This window comes from Halomonas sp. (assembly GCF_029263665.1).
Classification (GTDB): domain Bacteria; phylum Pseudomonadota; class Gammaproteobacteria; order Pseudomonadales; family Halomonadaceae; genus Halomonas.
The window spans coordinates 41,728-58,181 of sequence record NZ_JAJUFQ010000006.1 but is presented as its reverse complement, the minus strand read 5'-3'; the positions used below and the strand labels follow the sequence as shown (position 1 = coordinate 58,181).

At 57.6% G+C, this 16,454-nt stretch carries 17 protein-coding genes; 3 read left to right on the top strand and 14 right to left on the bottom strand.

Translation table 11 applies throughout. The features are described from left to right. Positions 1–22: 22 nt before the first annotated feature. The 3 genes from Q1K07_RS08045 to Q1K07_RS08035 are packed head-to-tail and all read right to left on the bottom strand — an operon-like array spanning position 23 to position 1,589. Positions 23–454, bottom strand: a complete 432-nt coding sequence (locus Q1K07_RS08045) for a carboxymuconolactone decarboxylase family protein (protein ID WP_300309625.1) — start codon at positions 452–454, stop codon at positions 23–25. Then, the gene (locus Q1K07_RS08040) at positions 447–1,070 is read right to left on the bottom strand and encodes an NAD(P)H-dependent oxidoreductase (RefSeq protein ID WP_300309623.1); all 624 of its coding nucleotides are present in this window, start codon (positions 1,068–1,070) and stop codon (positions 447–449) included. The genes Q1K07_RS08045 and Q1K07_RS08040 overlap by 8 nt, the downstream gene beginning before the upstream one ends. A gap of 27 nt (positions 1,071–1,097) precedes the next feature. Then, entirely contained in the window at positions 1,098–1,589 is a 492-nt protein-coding gene (locus Q1K07_RS08035) for a GNAT family N-acetyltransferase (RefSeq protein WP_300309621.1), read from the bottom strand. 31 nt (positions 1,590–1,620) lie between these two features. On the opposite strand from Q1K07_RS08035, the gene Q1K07_RS08030 reads away from it, so the two are divergent. Further along, complete coding sequence (locus tag Q1K07_RS08030) at positions 1,621–3,132, top strand: PLP-dependent aminotransferase family protein (protein ID WP_366945048.1); 1,512 nt, start codon at positions 1,621–1,623, stop codon at positions 3,130–3,132. A 68-nt stretch (positions 3,133–3,200) separates the two neighbouring features. On the opposite strand, the gene Q1K07_RS08025 is transcribed toward Q1K07_RS08030, so the two are convergent. Continuing rightward, the gene (locus Q1K07_RS08025; protein ID WP_300309617.1) at positions 3,201–3,926 is read right to left on the bottom strand and encodes a 2OG-Fe(II) oxygenase; all 726 of its coding nucleotides are present in this window, start codon (positions 3,924–3,926) and stop codon (positions 3,201–3,203) included. Beyond that, on the bottom strand, positions 3,923–4,993 hold the full coding sequence (gene ada / locus Q1K07_RS08020; protein ID WP_300309616.1) for a bifunctional DNA-binding transcriptional regulator/O6-methylguanine-DNA methyltransferase Ada: 1,071 nt from the start codon (positions 4,991–4,993) through the stop codon (positions 3,923–3,925). The genes Q1K07_RS08025 and ada overlap by 4 nt, the downstream gene beginning before the upstream one ends. Before the next feature lie 364 nt (positions 4,994–5,357). Here ada and Q1K07_RS08015 point away from each other — a divergent pair, with 364 nt between their 5' ends. Beyond that, a complete protein-coding gene (locus Q1K07_RS08015; protein WP_300309614.1) occupies positions 5,358–6,518 on the top strand; it encodes an acyltransferase in 1,161 nt (386 codons plus the stop codon). Positions 6,519–6,580: 62 nt separating this feature from the next. On the opposite strand, the gene Q1K07_RS08010 is transcribed toward Q1K07_RS08015, so the two are convergent. Next, entirely contained in the window at positions 6,581–7,354 is a 774-nt protein-coding gene (locus Q1K07_RS08010; protein WP_300309612.1) for a YiiX/YebB-like N1pC/P60 family cysteine hydrolase, read from the bottom strand. Between the two features lie 146 nt (positions 7,355–7,500). Here Q1K07_RS08010 and Q1K07_RS08005 point away from each other — a divergent pair, with 146 nt between their 5' ends. Next, positions 7,501–8,208: a fumarylacetoacetate hydrolase family protein gene (locus tag Q1K07_RS08005; RefSeq protein ID WP_300309610.1), complete on the top strand. Its 708-nt coding sequence runs from the start codon at positions 7,501–7,503 to the stop codon at positions 8,206–8,208. A 117-nt stretch (positions 8,209–8,325) separates the two neighbouring features. Here the strand turns inward: Q1K07_RS08005 and pcaG are convergent, their stop codons facing one another. The 8 genes from pcaG to Q1K07_RS07965 form a co-directional block, all read right to left on the bottom strand. Continuing rightward, on the bottom strand, positions 8,326–8,958 hold the full coding sequence (pcaG, locus tag Q1K07_RS08000; protein WP_300309608.1) for a protocatechuate 3,4-dioxygenase subunit alpha: 633 nt from the start codon (positions 8,956–8,958) through the stop codon (positions 8,326–8,328). A gap of 32 nt (positions 8,959–8,990) precedes the next feature. Next, positions 8,991–9,734 carry a protocatechuate 3,4-dioxygenase subunit beta gene (gene pcaH / locus Q1K07_RS07995; protein ID WP_300309606.1) on the bottom strand — a complete coding sequence of 248 codons (744 nt, stop codon included), beginning with the start codon at positions 9,732–9,734 and terminating at the stop codon, positions 8,991–8,993. Positions 9,735–9,847: 113 nt separating this feature from the next. Continuing rightward, positions 9,848–10,780, bottom strand: a complete 933-nt coding sequence (pcaQ, locus tag Q1K07_RS07990; RefSeq protein WP_300309604.1) for a pca operon transcription factor PcaQ — start codon at positions 10,778–10,780, stop codon at positions 9,848–9,850. Between the two features lie 75 nt (positions 10,781–10,855). Then, positions 10,856–12,034, bottom strand: a complete 1,179-nt coding sequence (locus Q1K07_RS07985; RefSeq protein WP_300309603.1) for an alpha/beta fold hydrolase — start codon at positions 12,032–12,034, stop codon at positions 10,856–10,858. 97 nt (positions 12,035–12,131) lie between these two features. Then, positions 12,132–13,454: a TIGR00366 family protein gene (locus Q1K07_RS07980; protein WP_300309601.1), complete on the bottom strand. Its 1,323-nt coding sequence runs from the start codon at positions 13,452–13,454 to the stop codon at positions 12,132–12,134. A gap of 130 nt (positions 13,455–13,584) precedes the next feature. Beyond that, entirely contained in the window at positions 13,585–14,793 is a 1,209-nt protein-coding gene (pcaF, locus tag Q1K07_RS07975; protein ID WP_300309599.1) for a 3-oxoadipyl-CoA thiolase, read from the bottom strand. Between the two features lie 11 nt (positions 14,794–14,804). Then, positions 14,805–15,578, bottom strand: coding sequence for a CoA-transferase subunit beta (locus Q1K07_RS07970; RefSeq protein ID WP_300309597.1), 774 nt, complete (start codon positions 15,576–15,578; stop codon positions 14,805–14,807). Beyond that, positions 15,578–16,408 (bottom strand): CoA transferase subunit A, encoded by an 831-nt coding sequence (locus Q1K07_RS07965; protein ID WP_300309595.1) that lies wholly within the window; start codon positions 16,406–16,408, stop codon positions 15,578–15,580. The genes Q1K07_RS07970 and Q1K07_RS07965 overlap by 1 nt, the downstream gene beginning before the upstream one ends. Positions 16,409–16,454 lie beyond the last annotated feature (46 nt).

Below are 16,454 nucleotides of genomic sequence, written 5' to 3'. Positions count from 1 at the left end.
CATTGCCAAGTAGAACCTTGCCTCATAGACGCATGGAAATGGCCACTCTATTCAGTGCATTCATCAAGGCCACGGCGAAGGTCAGATCCGCAATCTCAGTATCGCTGAACAGCGGCTTGAGTGCATCGAAGGTGTCGTCAGGAGCCTGGGTTTCAGATATTCGCGTCACGCCTTCGGCCCAAGCGAGTGCCGCACGTTCGCGGGCGCTGTAGAGTTCACTTACCTGCCAGCCGGCCAAGCTGTCCAGCTTGTGAGTCTCTTCACCTAATTCGCGCAGTGTAGCCGCGTGCTTCTGCAGGCAGAACGCGCAGCCATTGATCTGGGAAACGCGAAGGTAGATCAGTTCAACCAACCTGCGACCAAGGCTGCTCTGATCCAGGCTGCGATATGCGCTCAGCAGGTTTTCATAGGCTACCGGCGACAGTTCTCCATAGGGAAGACGAGTCTTACTCATGAGATTCTCCTGTAACGGACATCAAGGGTGTTGCGTATTGATTCATCTGCTGCCGCGCCTGACTCGAAGCTGCATGACGAGCGTCATCGCCATGGGCCAGGCCTTGCATGGCAATAAACTCGACTGAATGAATACCGATGGTCGATAGAACGTGGCGCAAATAGGGTGTAAGAAAGTCAGGCTGCATCGACATTTCCCCCTGGAAGATTCCACCGGCACTGACAAAGACGAACGTCGGGCGATCCCATAGCAGGCCCTGCTTGCCCTGTGCTGTGGCGCGAAAACTACGATGAATGCGTACCACATGATCGATCCACAGCTTCAGGGCCGCTGGCACAGTGAAGTTGTGCATCGGTGTGGCGATGAGCAAGTAATCGCAGTGCTCGAGTTCGGCTATCAGGTTTTCGGAAATATTGAAGTGCGGGCTGCTATCTGGAGCCGATGTGACAATGGCATCGGCATAGTCGGCATCGATGGACGGCAATGGCTCGTTGGCCAGATCTCGTATCACTAGTTGGGCTTGCGGATCCAGGCGAGTGGCATATTCCATCGCCAACCGGCTGCCCTGTGATGCTGTCCCATGAGGACTGCATGCCAATAACAAAATGCTGTTCACGAAGGTACACCTCTCATGGCCGTCCAGTTATCGTCCCGCTTCTTCTGACATCTCTGTGGCAAGAGACAGGCTGAAGTGCATGCCAGTAGCAAGCAGCCCCTGTCGGTAGTAGAAGCGCTGTGCCAATGCATTGCCCAATCCGGTGTCCAGCACCACTCGCTGGCACCGCTGCAAGTGAGCCATCTTCTGGATCTCTCCCAGCAAGGCAGCGCCAATGCCATGACTTCGTCTGTCCGCTCGCGTCACCAGATCATCAACATAGAGAAAACGACCATACATCAGGTTTTCCTGTAGCCGGTATCCCGCCAGTCCCACGGCGTCTTCACCTTCCCAGGCTGCCAGCAGCCGGTAGTTCTGCTCGGCCTGGCGTGTCACTTGGTCGACAAAATCTTCGGCATGCGTCAGATGGGGGCGCAGCTCACACATGAGAGCAAAGCAGGCACGCAACGCCTGAGGGCTGTCGGCATGCTGCAAGATGGGTGCCTGCAGTGTATCGGAAGGTGGAATGGGTGAGTGCATAGAAGTCTCCTCATGAATTAATGACTACTCTATGCAGAAGATGGCCTATGCAATAGGTACAAAAACCGCCCAATCAAATGGGACAAGAAAGCTGAATAGGACAAGAAAGTTGAATGAGCCAAGAAAAATGACGGATGTCTCGCCACCTGACCGAACGTTGGATACTCCTCTTTATTTACAGTTGTACCAGCGTTTCCAGGAAGCGATCCGCACGGGACGCTTGAAACCAGGAGATCGCGTGCCAGCCATTCGCAATCTGGCAAGTGAGCTCAACCTGGCAAGAGGCACGGTGGAGACCGCCTATCAATTGCTGATCAGCGAAGGCTATCTGGAGCCTCGCGGCCCAGCAGGTACCGTGGTTTCACCACGCCTGGACGCTGCCAATATCCTCATCCACCACTCCCGAAACACGACTGCACCAAGTGCCCAGGCGCCTCAGGAGAACAGGCCAGGCTCTACCATCCTGCCCTTCCAGCTTGGCCTCCCTGCACTGGATGCCTTCCCCCACGCATTATGGCGGCGCCTGACGACCCGAAGGCTGCGAGAGCTTCAGGCGGACGACCTGAACTATCCCGATCCACTTGGCTACCGCCCGCTACGTGAACACCTGTCTGCCTACCTGGGTATCTCGCGGGGTATTCACTGCGCTCCAGAACAGCTGTTCATCACGGCAGGATGCCAGGGAGCGCTCAGCATGATCTGTCACTGCCTGATGAAGCATGATGACCAGGTCTGGTTCGAGGACCCTGGCTACCATCTTGCACGCCGCCAGTTGGAGCACGCGGGAGCAAGGCTGATTCCCGTGTCGGTAGATGAGCATGGCCTTGACGTGGACCATGGACAGCACTGCGCGCCTCAAGCCAGGTTTGCGGTCGTCACGCCCTCTCACCAGAGCCCGCTCGGCAACGCACTCTCCTTGCCCCGACGCCTGAAACTGTTGAACTGGGCAGCCAAGGCCGAGAGCTGGATCATCGAAGATGATTATGACAGCGAGTATCGCTACGAAGGCCATCCACTGCCGGCATTGAAGAGCCTCGACCAGCAAGAGCGCGTGCTCTACATCGGTTCCTTCAGCAAGGTGCTGTTCCCGGGGCTCAGGCTTGGCTACCTGGTGGTTCCCGAGTCACTGGTGGAAACCTTTCAACTGGCATGTCACACCACCTTCGGTGGCTGCCCTTGGCTATCTCAAGCCATCGTCAGTGATTTGATGCATGAAGGGCACTTCTCTCGCCATTTGAAGAAAATGCGCAGTCTCTACGCCCAGCGTCGAGCGGTTACTGCTGAAGCCTTGCGCGAGTGCTTGGGCGAGCGCCTGGAGATCAAGTTGAAAGCGGGTGGCATGCACCTTCTAGCCGAGTTGCCCTTCGCCACAGATGACGCCGCCATTGCAGCCCGAGTACAGGCAGGTGGCCTGGCCGTGCAACCTCTCTCCCGTTGGTGCATCGACACTCAATGTCATCCAGGATTGCTGCTGGGCTTCACCAATGTCGCCAGCCGCGAGCAGGCAAGACAGTTAGCCAGAAAATTGGCAACACTGGTCTAGTGGCGGATCAATGACAGCGGAACCCGGGGAGCCCCTTCTCTACGATGGCTATCACCTTGGCACGGCACCTATCTGGCGTCGTGAAAGATGATCCCCAGCGTATGGCGCTGGCCACTTCGGACGATACTGACGCCATGACGCATGTTGACGCGGTAGTCGCCGCGAGAACCGCGAACCGGGCGCTGATGGACAGCAAAGACGACAGCGTCGCCTTGGCGCAGGGGTATTACCTCTACACGGCTTTGCATCCGGGGACGCTGCTCCGTCAGCACGAACTCACCCCCGGTAAAATCCTGCTCTGGCTCGGAGAGCAGAAAAGCCACTTGCAATGGAAAGGCCAGCTCACCGTACAGATCCTGATGCAGGCAGTTGAAGTCACCCGCGCCATATTGCAACAGTAGAGGCGTCGGGCGTTCTTGCCCTGCTGCGTGGCATTGGCACAGGAAGGCATCCAGTGTGGCGGGATAGTGGATATCCAGCTTCATGCGCTCATTCCAGTGATTCGCGACCGCCGCGAGAGGCGCATATAGGCCTGCTCGCAGCTCTGCAATTAGATCCGGTAGAGGGTAGCTGAAATAGCGGTATTCGCCTTTGCCGAAACCGTGTCGGTCCATATGGATATGGGTACGGAAAGCATCCTCTCGCACATAAAGCGCAGCAAGATCGCGACACTCGGCAACCGTCAGAACATGGGGCAGGATGGCATGGCCATGCTCATCCAGTGCCGCCCCGACAGCTGACCAGTCATAGCGCGTCAGGCGATCCTGCAAGCCGGTGATGACGGCCATATTCATTCCTGCGCCTCCTTCTCCAGCAAAGCGCATTTGCGTGGCACGCCCCAGCGATATCCCGACAGACGGCCATCGGCGCGCACAACCCGATGGCAGGGGATGGCCACGGCAATCCTGTTGGCAGCACAAGCCGCCGCCACCGCACGAACTGCACGTGGAACACCAATGCGGCTGGCGATATCGCTGTAGCTGGCCGTCTGGCCGGCAGGTATCTCGCGCAGGGCCTGCCAAACACGAATCTGGAAGGCCGTGCCCTGAATATCGAGCGGTAAATCGAGCCCGACGCCAGGCGCTTCGACAAAACCGACGACTTTCGCGATCAGGCTGGCGAAGCCTGGATCGTCACCAATCAGATGCGCCTGGGGAAAGCGGTCCTGCAATTCACGTACCAGAGCATCAGGATCATCGCCAAGGCTGATCGCACAGATACCCCTGTTGCTCTGTGCAACCAGAATGGCACCCAGGGTGCATTGCCCAACCGCAAAGCGAATATCCGCGTCTTTGCCACCATTCTTGTAGGCCGACGGTGGCATGCCCAGCATGTCGGAAGACTGCTCGTAAAATCGGCTGCTCGCATTGAAGCCTGCAGCATTGATGGCATCTGTCACGCTAGAGGAACCGGGCAACTCGGCGCGAACACGCCCAGCCCTATGCGCCGCCGCATAGGCTCGAGGCGTCACCCCGGTAATCGCCTTGAACTGACGGTGGAAATAATGCGGGCTCATGCCGACTCTTGCAGCCAGGTCCTCCAGGTGGAGTACCTCGTCGGCCTGTTCGATGATACGGCAGGCCTCAGCGACAATGGCGGCATTCGCCTCGGTCGAAGACTGGCCCTTAGGGTGGCAACGCAGGCAAGCCCGAAGCCCTGCCGCTTCAGCTTCCTCCGGCGAACGATAAAACGTCACGTTCTGTGGCTTTGCCTGGCGTGAAGGGCAGGAAGGACGGCAATAAACGCCAGAGGTCTTTACGCCATAGACAAAGTCACCATCGCTTGCCGGATCTCGGGCGAGCACGTATTGCCAGCGCGGATCGCGCTCAGTTTCAGTGATGTCTTCTGTTACCTGTGTCATCGGTTACGTCCTGCTTCTCGGATGTAACATGAGCATAGGAGCAGTCGCGGCCCTCCTCTTCCCGATACTTGCTTTCAAATCCCTGCCATCGCTTCACTTAGCGACAGAGGCCAACTACCGATGGATCATCCCGATCGTGTACAGGCCCCATCGATGGTCCTCTATGCAGTTCCACCAGCAAACAGGTTATCGCTATCTGTGTTGTCGCCAAGGAACTCACTCCAATACAGCAATATTCAATACAACAACATTATTTTTACAGAATGGGGCACCTAATAGATTAATAGAAATTATCTTGGATAACTTCAGTTATTATTCATAACCAAAACCAGCTACATACTATACATTCATCATGATAGGGTTCTTGCCTTACTGGATAGAGATATTGAGTAGCGGCTCTTCGCGTATTAAAGAACATGCCAATCGGATGAAGAGAAAAACATCCTGGGTGCGGCCAAAGACATTTCAGCAGATCAACGAAGCATATATGCACCATAAAACCAATAACATGGCAGAACGTTATCGCTGGATGGACAGGTTTCGTGGCTCAGCCATTCTGCTCGTTGTCTATCTGCATGTTGCCTATTCCATCACCTCAACATATCCAGATTCCTGGTCCTTGTTCGACACCATCAGAGAAACACTTTCTCCCTTCAGAATGCCTGTATTGATGCTGTTGTCCGGGCTACTGGTGGAACGTTCGATCAAAAAGGGAGTCTGGCGCTACATCAAGGGGAAAATGCACTACATCCTATATCCCTATGTGGTATGGACCCTCATCATGTTCGCACTGTATGCAGTGCGTGAAACTTACTTGGGGATACCAGGGAGACGCCTGGTCGAAGGACTGTGGCTGCATCCCATTGACCATCTCTGGTTTCTCTACAACTTGCTGCTTTACTACCTCTTTGCACTGTTGACGCTCAAGCGCTGGCCAGTACTGGGTGTCTTGGCGGCGCTAGGCCTCTATGCACTGGGCTATACAGGCACTCGCGAGATCGCGCGCCTGGGCTATTACCTGGTCTTCTTCATGACAGGTTGTTGGATTGGGCTACACCTGACAGCATTTCTCCGCTTTATGCAGCGGATTCATTGGGGGCTAGCGCTCGTCCCCATGTGCCTGGGAGTCATTTTCTTTTGGCGGCATACGTCTGATTTCAGCACCCAGAAAGCCTATGCACCATGGTTTCTTCTGGCATCCCTGGCGACCATGCCCGCCTTTCTCAAACTTTGTATGTGGAATGGATGGGATAGATGTTCACGGCCAGTGGAATGGATCGGAAGGCACTCATTGGTTATTTACCTGGTACACTGGCCTATCACCGTCTTCTCCCCCATCTTTCTGGTGGTGATCTACCACGGGAATCCCAATATTTTGTTACCTTTCTACCTGGCAGTCGTGCTGGCCATCAGTTGCCTTTTCGCCTTCATGGAAAGGCAGTCCACCTTGATATCGCTTCTTTTTTCTCCAAAGGGATGGAGCAGGATATTGCGCTTCCCTCAACTTGACTACTCATTCAAATAGTCTCTGCTCGTCCATCTTTCATGAACGAAACTCTCATGATTTAAAGAGCATTCGCAGTACCGTCAGCCAGCTTCATTTTTGAGCGAAGACATGGAAGGCTCTCCTCCCCAGATAAGCTGACGATGATCGAAATTGATATCGAGTGTCGGTTTGATGATCAGGAAATAAGGCGAGACATCGAAATCGCGAGGTACAAAGTAGGAGAAGTGCCGAGGATAAAGCACCTCGAACTCCTGATGCCCAGGGCCCAACGATTGTGCCACTGCAATACGCGGCAGGATGGGGTAGCGGATTGACTGGAATGCCTCGGCAATCAAGGTAGAGCAGATGGCTCGGGTGGGATCACCGCTGCCGAGCGCCAGCATCTTTCTGCGCCAATGTACCGGCACCGGCGGGGTGGGCATCAGATAGCGCACCAGGTCGATGACATTGCGCAAATCGTAGCAGTTGCCCAGACGTTGGGTGGCATAGTCGATCAGTGCCTGACGTTCCTCTGGCCCAAGCCCGACAGGACGGCAGATACGGCAGTGCTGCCCAGCATAGGTTTCCAGGCCAACACGGCGTACGCCGTCATTGATATCAGCCTCGATCAGGCCGTAGGGCCCACCTCCGACTTCCTCGCAGGCATTGCCCACATACAGCGCTGCATGGGACCAGGTGGACTGCGTCAGATACTTGATTGCCGTACTGATCCGAGTATTGCCATCAATCAGCAGGACATCACCAGGCTTCATGCAGGCTCTCAACTGCTCGATCTCAACGGGAGCCTGTATGCTTGCTGACTTGAGTGGCTGGCTGAGATAGCGACTCAACCACTTTCCGATACCTTCCAGCATATCTTTTCCCCACTACCCTGATATCAACAGGAAATGCCCCGACCTTGGCGAAACAGCATGCTACGATCTTACCTTCGATACGTCATGAGCGAAGCTGTCACGACAGAACCTGCCACAATACCCCCATCACAACAGGGAACCCGTCCATGGTCGATTATGTTTTTGCCCCTCATCCTATTACCAGCGTTGCCATTGAAGGAGATGACAAACAATTTCCGGTGCGTCGCATCTTCTGCGTAGGGCGTAACTACGAGGCTCACGCCAGGGAAATGGGGCGTGATCCAAGCCGTGAACCGCCTTTCTTCTTCACCAAGCCTGCCGATGCTCTGGTTCCCGACGGTAGCGAAATCCCCTATCCCCCCCAGACCAAGAACTTCCAGTACGAAATGGAACTGGTCGTTGCCATCGGCAAGGACGGTTTCGAGATTCCGGTCGAAGAGGCGCATGACTACATCTACGGCTATGCCGTCGGCAACGACCTCACGCGCCGCGACCTGCAGGCAGAAGCCAAGGAACTCGGGCGGCCCTGGGATTGGGGCAAGGGATTCGATGCCTCTGTGGTTATCTCACCGATCAAGAAGGCCAGTGAGATTGGTCATCCCTCCAGTGGCCGCATCTGGCTGGCAGTGAACGACGAGATCAAGCAGGACCAGGATATTGCCGACCTGATCTGGAGCATTCCGGAGGTCATCTCCATCCTGTCGCAATCCATGCGCATTCGCGCTGGCGATCTGATCTACACCGGCACCCCTGCCGGCGTTGGCGCGCTTCAGGTAGGTGACCGCATCAGCGGCGGTGTCGATGGTGTTGGCAGCCACACCATGACTATCGTAGCGCCCAGGACTGGCATATGAATGGTCGCCGGAAAGGCATCTTCAAGCCCTCCCTTTCCGGAGACCTGAATCACACAGGCCCTGCTGCTGCAGGGCCTGTAGGGAATGTCACAAGAGCGTGATCCGCAAGCACAAGGATCAGAAATCAAAGAACACCGTCTCACCTTCCCCCTGCAGACGGATATCAAGGCGATAACGCACCTTGCCGTCGACTTCTTCTCGCTTGGCGACCAGGGTCTGGCGACGTGTCGTCGACTCAACGGCATTGAGTACCGGACAGGCAGCATTGGCTTCCGCTTCGTCCTCGAAGTAGAGACGTGTCTGCAAGTGAATATTGATGCCCCTGGCGAAGATGGCCAGGTTGATATGCGGCGCCATCACTCGGCCATTGGAAAGCCCTACGGCACCGGGCTTGACCGTGATCAATGACCACTCGCTATCCCCTTCTGCAGTCGTCGCCGTACGCCCGAAACTGTTGAATGGCTTGTGTTGGTCATATTCCGGCTGATACTCGCCATGGGCATCAGCCTGCCAGGCTTCGAGCAGTGCATCACGCACCGGGTCACCATTGCCGTCAATCACCTTGCCGATGACCTCGATATGCTCACCTTCAGCTTCGGGCCTGGCCATCTGGTTCCACAGTTCTTCATCACGCTTGGGCAAGCCGGCCACATGCAGGGCCAGGCCGATATGCACATAGGGCCCAGCAGTCTGTGACGCAGTCTCGCGCAGCATCAGCTCACTGCAGGATACGGAATTCGGCTGTTGCATTGTCTTTGCCTCTGTACTGATTCTCGAACCTGTCACTGGTTTTCGAAATAAGTCTGCAGTTCACCGCGCACCACGATGTCGAAGCGATAGGCCAGGCTATCCATCGGGCGGCTGCGCGCCATGTCGAGCCGGGCAATCATGGTATCGACGGCTTCCTGATCGTTGAGCGTCTGCACAATAGGGCAAAGCGGGATCAGCGGATCTCCTTCGAAATACATCTGCGTGATCAAGCGGGTGGATATCGACGGCCCCATCACGGAAACGTGGATATGGGCCGGGCGCCAGGTGTTGATGCCATTACCCCATGGATAAGGGCCGGGCTTGATGGTACGGAAGCGGTACCAGCCATCCTCGTCGGTCAAACAACGCCCTACTCCACCGAAATTGGGATCCAGCGGTGCCAGATAGACATCCTTCTTGTGGCGGTAGCGACCACCGGCATTGGCCTGCCACATTTCCACCAGGGTATGCGGGACTGGCTTGCCGAACTGATCGAGTACACGACCGAACATGATGATGCGCTCCCCGACCGGCAGGCCGGGATTCTCGGCATCACGGTAGTTAAGCAACAAATCGTTGTCATGCGATCCCATACGCAACTTGCGGAAATCAGGCCCCATCAGCTCGGAAGTTGTCGCATTCCACAGGCTCACCAGTGCCTGGCTGGGGGAGCGGGCCACGGAGGTCTTGTAGCCGGGAGCATATGCAGGAGGGTGCCAGTCGCGGTCGCGTTCCACATAGCGCTTGTTCAGTGCGCACTTGTTATTGTCTTGCATAGCAATTTGTCTCTGAATGGAAAGCATAGAGGTACATCGTTGCCAGTGTGGCGCCCGCCTGGGCCAGTGCCAATTGACGTCTTCACCACCTCTCATAACCTATGGGTTATGCCTTAATCTGCCGTCACCTCACGCAGGGTTTCGCAGAAGGCTTCCAGGGCCAGAGATGACTGCAGGCTGGCGTTGCGACACAGCCCGACCGAGCCGCCCTGCTGCTCTATCGCCAGGTCGAGCTCGCATAACTCTCCTCGCCCTACCGCTTCCGCGACGGCTTCTTCAGGCGCGACCCAGATGGCATCGCTGCCTTGGGTATAACCGCGACTGATGGAGAGCGACAGGGTCTCCAGCAAGCGGGATGGCAGGGTCATTGCCTGACGCACGCAAAAGCTGTCGAGTTGCTGACGCAGTGTCGTCTGAGGCGGTGGTACTACCCAGGGATAGACACTCAGGTCCTCGGCCACAAGTGGCGACACTCCTGCCAATGGATGCCCAGCTCGCACCACCAGCAGCAAGCGTTCGTAGTAGAGATGCTCGAATGCCAGGTCCTGAATCTCGCGGGCCTCGGTCATGCGCCCGACGACAACATCCAGATCTCCACGGCGCAGCCGCGACAACAGAAAGGCACTGGACCCCGTCACCACATTGACACCGACCTCAGCGAACCTGCCTTGCCCATCTTCACTGCCCTTGGCATGCCAACGGCGCAATGCCTCAGGCAGCAGGCGGCTTTCCACCGTGGACAGCGCACCAACTCTCAGCCAGCGCGCATGTCGCTCCACTTCACCCAAAGCCCCGACGCCCTCTTCCAGCGCCCGCATGGCAGGCCCCGCATGGCGCAACAAGGTCAGGCCGGCCTGGGTCAGCGCTACTCCTCGAGCCGTGCGCTCGAACAGGCTGGTCCCCAGAATATCTTCCAACTCGCGAATCGCCTTGGACATGCCGGGTTGAGTGATGGACAAGCGCTCAGCAGCCCGAGCAAAGCTACGCTGTCGGGCCACTTCAAGAAAGGCCTGCAAGTGACGCAGCTTGATACGCGCATTGAGCATTCGAGCCTCTCTGTCAGTGTTTGCCCTACTTTTTTACCAGCCCAGCTTCTGTTTTTACCAACCCAGTTTCTTCTTTTACCAACCCAGTTTCTTGGCCAGGGCAAAGGCATGGTTGGCAGCGGGGACACCGGCATAGATGGCCACATGCATCAGTACCTGACGCAGTTCGGCTTCACTCAGACCGATGCGCTTGGCCGTCTTGAGATGCAGTTCCAGCTCTTCCCGTCCCAGGGCCGCCAGAATCGCGGTGGTGATCATACTGCGTTCGCGACGGCTGATGTCATCATTGCTCCACAGTTCCCCCCAGGCCAAGCGGGTAATCATCTGCTGGAACGGGGCGTCCAGGCTGGTGGCGTTGTGGCTAGCACGCTCCACATGCTCGGCACCCAGCACCTGCTTGCGTGTCTCCAACCCGGTGTCATAACTCACGCCATGCTGGCCGACGTCTCCCAGCTCCGGGGACAGGATCGCCAACAGCTTCTCGGCAAACAACGCCGGCACCTCGACGGAAGGCACATGGCCGACGCCTTCAAGAATTTCCACCGGGGCTCCAGCACACTCAGCAGACAGCGTTTGCAATGCCTCCGGCGGTGTCGCCAGATCTTCGCTACCACCAAACAGTTGAACGTTCACTTGCTCGCTAGCAGTTGCCAACTTGCCAACAAAAGAGTGGCTGCCCAGCATCTCGCAAAGACGGGCATAGGACTCATCATCGCCAAGCCCCATCTGCGTCATCCAGCCAGCCTTGAGTGCCGGATTAGCCTCGAAGCAGGTAGCGGCAAACCAGCGCGGCACAATCTCGCTGGACATCGCGACCAGGCCTTCCGTGCGCACCCGTTCGGCACGTGTCGCCCAAAGCTCGCTAGTGCCGATCACCGCACCGGTGTTGGTCAAGGTGGCAGAAAGCAGGCGCCGGCCATGTTCCGCCACCAGTTGTTGTCCTACCACGCCACCGATGGAAGTGCCAACGAAGTGGAAACGGCCTCCACCGGCCACCTGATCCACCAGGGCCAGCACATCATCAGCAAGGGCTGCCGGTGTAATCGGTCCCGCCTGATCCGGCCAGGCCTGACTGACACCATGCCCCGGCAGGTCCCAGGTCAGCACACGATAACGCGGCAACAGGGCCGGGAGTACGTCATCCCATACGGCCTGGCTCATCCCCAGCGGGTGAGCCATCACCACCAGAGGATTGGCTGCAGCGCCGAGCAGGCGATAGGCCACATTGCGGCCACCGATCGTCACGAATGCCATGATTTTCTCCGTTTTCTATGACGCATTATCCAAATACCGCGTGTTATCCAAGAGTTGGCGTTTATCCCAGAACTGCGTGTTAGCCAAGAACTGCGTGTTAGCCAAGCACTGAAAGCGCAACAAAGGTCCCGGCAATCGCCACACCTGAAATCATTAACCACACCAGGCAATAACCCATGATGTCGCGTGCTGCGAGACCCGCCACGCCAAGCAACGGTAATGCCCAGAACGGCTGAATCTGGTTGGTCCAGCCATCCCCCCAGGTAAACGCCATGATCGTCTGGGCCGGGTCAGCGCCAATGGCTGCCGCTGCCTCCATCATGATAGGTCCTTGAATCGCCCACTGGCCGCCGCCGGAGGGGATGAAGAAGTTGACCAGTCCCGCGGAGAAGAACGTCAGCAGCGGGAAAGTGGCTGGGGTCGCCACTGAAATGATGGCCTCCGAAAATGCCGTGACCATGCCCGAGTTGGTCATCATGCCAGCGATACCGGCATACAACGGAAACTGCACGATGATGCCCCGTGCGGCACCGATGGCACGCTCGACGGCCTGGAGGTATTGCGCAGGATTCTTGTGCAGCAGAAGACCCAACGCCAGGAAGATCAGGATGACCGTATTGAGGTTGATGCTGAAGCTGCCCTCGAGCCACTGTCCGCCAAGAAAGGCTGCGATCATCAGTCCCATGAACAGTGTCGGCAAGCGGCTGTTCTCGACCCGGTCGGAAGGTGTCATTGGGCGGTCATCATGACTTGCCTTTCCAGACAAGGGCTCCTCTGCACCACCATTGAACTGGATGATGTCCTTCGGCTGTTTCTGCAGCAGGTAGAAGATCAGCAGCAAGACCAGCAGAGACGCCGTCAACGCAACGTTCCACCAGGCGTAGAGCGTCTCGGTCACCGGCACGATGCCAATGGCCTCTTCAAGGAAGTGCTCAGGTGTCGCGATGACCAGCGGAATCGACGATGAAGGACCACGCACCAGTTCCCCACCGTAGGCGGCAGCGACAATGAAAGGAAAGTGCAGGCCAATGACCCGACGTCCCATCTCGCGGGCAAGAATGGCCCCGACCACCATGCCGAATGCCCAATTGAGGTAGTAGCACACAAAGCTGACGACAATGGTCAGAATCAATGCCTGGCGTGGAGTACTGGCTCTCTGGGTCAGGCTGTTCAGCCAGCCCTGCACCAAGGGAGTCAGCGCCAACACATAGCCTGTCAGCAGTACCAGGGTCATCTGCATGCCGAAGGTGAACAGCGAGGAAAATCCTTTGCCCCAGTAAGTCGCCATGTCCAGCGGCGAGGTGCCCGTTGTGGTGATACCCAGTACGAACACGATGAAGGTCAGTATCACCGCCAGCACAAAGGCACTGGGCAGATAACGCTGAACAAAGCGTACCGACAAGTTGATTGCTGCATCCATGGGCTGACCACCCCTTGTTTTGTTTATCAATACAAAGGCTTGTTTTCCGCTGCCTTATATAAAAACCACCCAGCAAGGCCAAGGACCTTGCTGGGCAGCCATCCTGCCAGCGATGACAATAGCGCCTCGCTCAGGCCCGCTCGATCAGAGTGGCGATGCCCTGCCCGACACCGACACACATGGTGCACAGTGCATAACGCTTGCCGGTTTTCTGCAGCTCATGTGCCGCAGTCATCAGTAGACGCGCCCCGGACATGCCCAGCGGATGCCCCAGCGCAATGGCACCACCATTGGGATTGACCCGCGGGTCATCGTCGGCCAGGCCGAGGTCACGCATGCAGGCCAAGGCCTGGGCCGCGAAGGCCTCATTGAGTTCGATGACATCGATCTCATCCAGGCCGACACCGGCACGCTCGAGCAGGCGGCGCACTGCAGGTACCGGTCCATAACCCATGATGCGCGGCTCGACCCCCGCCGTTGCCATGCCAAGAATCCTGGCCATGGGCTTGAGGCCATGCTTGCGTACTGCGGCTTCGCTGGCCACCAGCATGGCCGCAGCGCCATCATTGACCCCGGAGGCGTTGCCGGCAGTGACACTGCCATTCTCGCTGGCAAAGGGTGCCGGCAGCTTGGCCAGCTTCTCGACACTAGTGCCGGGGCGCGGATGCTCATCCGTATCGAAGATCAGCGGATCCTGCTTGCGGCGCGGGACCTCGATGGCCACGATCTCTTCAGCAAAGCGGCCAGCCTGCTGGGCCTTGTCCGCCTTGTCCTGGGAACGGGCGGCAAAGGCGTCCTGATCCTGACGCGAGATATTGAACTGCTGGGCCACGTTCTCGGCGGTCTCGGGCATGGAGTCCACCCCATAGGCTTTCTTCATTGCCGGATTGATGAAACGCCAGCCGATCGTCGTGTCTTCGATCTTCTGCCCACGCGAGAACGCGCTATCCGCCTTGCCCATCACGTAGGGAGCACGCGACATGGACTCCACGCCACCCGCCAGGGCCAGGTCCATTTCTCCAGCCTTGATCGCCCGGAAGGCCGTTCCGACCGCATCCATGCCAGAACCGCACAGGCGATTCATGGTAGTGCCGGGTACCGAGGTCGGAATCCCTGCCAGCAAGGCTGACATGCGCGCGACATTACGATTGTCTTCACCAGCCTGGTTGGCACAGCCCATGAAGACTTCCTCGATCGCAGCCGGATCGAGCTCCGGCGCTTCAGCCAGCACCGCCTTGAAGATATCGGCCGCCAGATCATCGGGGCGCACGCTGGCCAAGGTACCGCCGAAGCGGCCGATGGCACTGCGGCGCGGATGGCAAAGATAGACATCTGTCATGTTCAATCCCCCTATTTACCTGCGTGAGCGCGGGCAGTGCGTGCCTTCAGTTCACGTAATACTTCCAGTTCACGCTCGCTGGGCTCTGGCGTTGTCTCCAGATCAGCCGCAAAGCGAATCTCCCAGCCGGTGGCTTCCTGGACCTGTTCGCGGGTCACCCCAGGATGCAGGGAGACCACGGTCAGTTCGTGATCGTCAGGATCCGGCTTCATCACGCACAGGTCGGTGATCACACGCGTCGGCCCCCGGCCAATGTTGGGCACGTTGTCACGTCCCTTGCCATCACGGCCGAAGCCCAACGTAGTGATGAAGTCCACGTCCTTGACGAAGGCGCGCGGGGAATGCTTCAGAGTGATGAACACTTCGCCGGCATTGGTGGCAATTTCAGGGGCACCGCCGCCCCCCGGCAAGCGTACCTTGGGCGACTGATAGTCGCCGATCAACGTGGTATTCAGGTTGCAGTAGCGGTCGATCTGGGCGGTTCCGAGAAAGCCCACGTCGACCTTCCCGCCCTGCAGCCAGTAGCGGAACATCTCCGGTACGGATACTGTGGTCAGCGCCGATTCACACAGCTCGCCATCGCCAATCGAAAGCGGCAACACATCAGGCTTGGTCTGCAACGTGCCGGATTCATAGATCAGGGTGACTTGCGGGGCATGGGTCAAACGAGCCAGGTTGGCGGCTTCACTGGGCAGGCCGATGCCCACGAAACAAGCCATGCCATTCTGCAGCGCCCGAGCAGCGGTTACGGTCATCATCTCCGCGGAGGTATATTCGAGGCTCATCAGGCTTTCTCCCCTGCGTTCATGACATTTTCTTCAATCCACTTGGTGAAGGCTTCGCGATCGCGGGCGATGCCATCCCACTCCTTGTAGAAAGCGTTATCGCGCGGATAGTAGCCATGGGCATACGAGGGCAAAGAGCCCTTTTCCGCCACGGCGATGGCGTCAATGGCCCATCCCGGAATGATGCAGGCATTAGGGTGGTAGCCGGGTTCCTCGGTCAGGTCCTCAACAATCTCTTCCACGGTGACGATGGATTTTCTGGCGGCCAGTATGGCTTCCTTCTGCACCCCGACGATGCCTTCGACCAGCACGTTGCCGGCACGATCAGCCTTCTGGGCATGCACGATGGAGACATCCGGACGCACAGAAGGCACTGCCGCCAGCCGCTCACCGGTGAAGGGGCACTCGATGAACTTGATCTGGTCATTGACGTTGGGCAACTCACTGCCCACATAGCCACGCAGCACGGCCAAGGGCAGACCGGCAGCACCCGCCTCGAAGGCGCAGGCCATGGCGGCATGGCTGTGCTCGAGAATCTCGATCTTGTTCGGCCAACCCTTCTCTACGGCATCACGCAAACGGTGCAGGGACCCTACGCCAGGGTTTCCTCCCCAGGAAAAGATCACCTTCTTGACGCAACCGGCACCGATCATCTGGTCATAGACCAGATCCGGCGTCATGCGAATAAGCGTCAGATCACGCTTGCCCTGACGAATGACTTCATGACCCGCAGCAAAAGGAATCAGGTGGGTAAAGCCTTCCATGGCAACGGTAGCGCCATCCTCGACATAGCGCGCTACAGCGTCATGCAGGCTGAGAAATTCGGCCATGACTGCTCCTCAGGTTATGACCGCCAGCACTCCCCGGGAGTCCCAG